Source organism: Massilia sp. CT11-108, assembly GCF_047302915.1.
Lineage (GTDB): Bacteria > Pseudomonadota > Gammaproteobacteria > Burkholderiales > Burkholderiaceae_D > Telluria > Telluria orientalis.
Window position 1 is genome coordinate 1 of sequence record NZ_JBKYMO010000608.1, and the last position, 2,936, is coordinate 2,936.

At 65.7% G+C, this 2,936-nt stretch carries 3 protein-coding genes; 1 reads left to right on the top strand and 2 read right to left on the bottom strand.

All coding sequences use genetic code 11. The features are described 5' to 3' along the window. On the bottom strand, positions 1–849 hold an 849-nt coding region (locus ACEN88_RS28235; protein WP_413344997.1), incomplete at its 3' end, for a dihydrodipicolinate synthase family protein. Between the two features lie 158 nt (positions 850–1,007). Here ACEN88_RS28235 and ACEN88_RS28240 point away from each other — a divergent pair. Beyond that, positions 1,008–1,751: a helix-turn-helix domain-containing protein gene (locus ACEN88_RS28240; RefSeq protein ID WP_413344999.1), complete on the top strand. Its 744-nt coding sequence runs from the start codon at positions 1,008–1,010 to the stop codon at positions 1,749–1,751. On the opposite strand, the gene ACEN88_RS28245 is transcribed toward ACEN88_RS28240, so the two are convergent. Next, on the bottom strand, positions 1,748–2,680 hold the full coding sequence (locus ACEN88_RS28245; protein ID WP_413345001.1) for a 4-hydroxyproline epimerase: 933 nt from the start codon (positions 2,678–2,680) through the stop codon (positions 1,748–1,750). The genes ACEN88_RS28240 and ACEN88_RS28245 overlap by 4 nt on opposite strands. Positions 2,681–2,936: the final 256 nt, after the last annotated feature.

Here is a 2,936-nt window from a genome sequence, read left to right on the forward strand (position 1 = left end):
CGTCTGCTCCACCGCCTGGCGGCGCGCGCCGGCGAGCGGCATGCGCGGCGCGCGCACGCGCTCGTTCGAACCGATCGCGATCGCTTCCGCGAGCTTGATGTTCTGGACGAGGTAAGTCGACACGTCCAGGTCCAGCAGGGGGCGGAACCAGCGGTAGATGCGCAGCGCCTCGTCGTAGCGCCTGGCCTGGACCAGGCGCCAGATCGCCACCGTCTCTGCCGGGAACGCGAGGCCCACGCCGGCGACCCAGCCCTGGGCGCCCACCGTCAGCGCTTCGAACGCGAGGTTGTCGACGCCGGTCAGCAGGTCGAAGCGGTCGCCGAAACGGTTGATGATGTCGGTGCTGCGGCGGATGTCGTCCGACGATTCCTTGACGGCGACGAAGCGGGGATCGTCCGCCAGTTCTTCCATGATCTCGACGGTCACGTCGACGCGGTAGGCGAGACGGTTCGAATAGATCATGACCGGCAGGTCGCCCGCCTGCGCGATGGCGCGCAAGGTCGCCACCGTCTCGCGCGGGTCCGTATGGTAGATCGTGCTCGGGACGACCATCAGGCCGTCCGCGCCCGCCCTGGCCGCCTTCTGCGCCAGCGCGCACGCATCCCGCGTGGACGCTTCCGCGACCGTCAGCAGCGCGGGCTTCGTGCCGGCCGCTTCCTTGCAGAGTTTCAGGACGTCGATGCGTTCGTCGTGCGACAGCATCGGCCCCTCGCCCAGCGAACCGCAAGCGATGAGGCCATCCACTCCGGCGTCCATCTGGATGCGGAAGCAGCGCAGCATTTCGTCATGGTCGAGCGAACCGTCCTCGTCGAACTTGGTGGTGACGGCGGGAAGAACACCTTTCCACATGGGGTTAGTCTCCTTTGCTTGAAAGGTTTCATGCTAGGCCTGTTTGGCGGCGGGGTCTTGCGTGAAGCGCTCGCCGGGGAAGCCGAAATCGGCACAGCGCCCGGCCGCCGTTTGCCATGCGGGCGCAACCCGCCTATATTGGCGTCCGGGAGGACAACATGATCGACGACACTACCATCCGGGCCATCGACACTATCGGCATGCAGGCCGTGGAAGCGATCTTCGACGCGCTTGGCGACGTCGCATTCTTCGTCAAGGACCGGGACGGCCGTTATGTGAGCATCAACCGCACCATGGTGCGGCGCTGCGGAGTTCGGCACAAGAAGGATGTGCTCGGCAAGACGGCGCTGGAACTGTTCCCGCGCGCGCTGGCCGAGACGTATCTCGCACAGGACCGGCAAGTCATCGCCAGTGGCACGGCGATCGACAAGCAGCTCGAACTGCACATCTACCCCGGCCGCAGCCGCGGGTGGTGCATCACGAAGAAGATACCGCTGTTCGGCAAGGATGGCGACGTCGTCGGCCTGATCGGCACGTCGCAGGACCTCGGTTTGCTGGACGACCTGCACCCGGCGTACCGGCAGATCGCGCGGATCGCGCAGCACATCAGCGACAACTATCGGGAGAATATCTCGCTGAAGGCGCTGGCGGAGGAAGCGGGGTTGTCGCTGTCGCGCGTGGAACGGCTGTTCCAGAAAGTGTTCCAGCATTCGCCGCGGCAGCTGCTCGTGCAATGCCGGCTGGCGGCGGCGCGCACCCTGATCGAACAGGATCCGGGCGCGAAGATCGCGGAGATCGCGTACGAATGCGGCTACACGGACCACAGCGCGTTCAGCCGCCAGTTCAAGTCGTACGTAGGCATGAGCCCGACCGAGTACGGGCGGCAGATAAAGCTGGACTAGACGGGAATGCCCCATGCGAATGGGTCGCCCTCCTCGAACAGCAGCGTCGACTCGGCGCTGACCCAGGCCGTGCCGCGGATGGTCGGCGCGACGGTATCGCCCGCGCGGCGGTAGCTGCCTTCGAACACGCTGCCGATGATGCTCTCCTGGCGCCACACGGCGCCCTGTTCCAGCGTGCCGTCCGCGGCAAGGCAAGCCAGTTTCGCGCTGGTGCCCGTGCCGCAGGGCGAGCGGTCGTACGCCTTGCCGGGGCACAGCACGAAGTTGCGGCTGTCGGCGTTGAGAGATGGGGCGAACAGTTCCACGTGGTCGATCGGCGCGCCGCCGTCGCCCGCGATGCCTTGCGCGGCCAGCGCTGCCATGACGGCTTGCGCAAACGCCGTCAGCGCCGGGATATTGGCCGGGGCGATGTGGAGCGCATGGTGCTTGATGAGGAAGAACCAGTTGCCGCCCCACGCCACGTCGCCGCGCACGGTGCCATGGCCCGCGACATCGACGTGGACGTCCTTGCGCGTCCGGTACGACGGCACGTTGTCGATGCTCACCGAACCGTCCGCGTGCAGCTCGGCCGTCACGACGCCGACGGGCGTATCGATGCGGTGGCGTCCGGCCGTGATGCGGCCGAGGTGGGCCAGCGACACGACGAGGCCGATCGTGCCATGTCCGCACATGCCCAGGTACCCGACGTTATTGAAAAAGATGACGCCCGCCGCGCACTCCGGCGCATGGGGTTCGCACAGCAGCGCGCCCACGAGGACGTCCGAACCGCGCGGTTCGCACACGGTGCCCGTGCGGATGTGGTCGTGTTCGGCGCGCATCCGCGCGAGCCGTTCGGACAGCGGGCCGTTGCCCAGGTCCGGGCCGCCGTCGACGATGAGCCGGGTGGGTTCGCCGCCGGTGTGCGAGTCGATGATCGAGATTTTTTTCATGCCTGGAAGGCTAAACCCGGCCCGGCGGCGGGTCTTGTTGTTTTTCCGCGTCTTGATGAGGGAAAGCGGCACACCGTTTGGGGGCCAGTCATGGCGTTGTGACAATCTGCAAGAATCCAATAAAAATTTCCCAATATCATTGAACGTTGCTGCGTCAATAGACCCGCAAAATCAATGTGTTACGGATAAATAAAAGGGAAGTCACAAAATGCATCCGACCTCATCCGGCGCCAGGGCCGACCATGCCAACAACGCC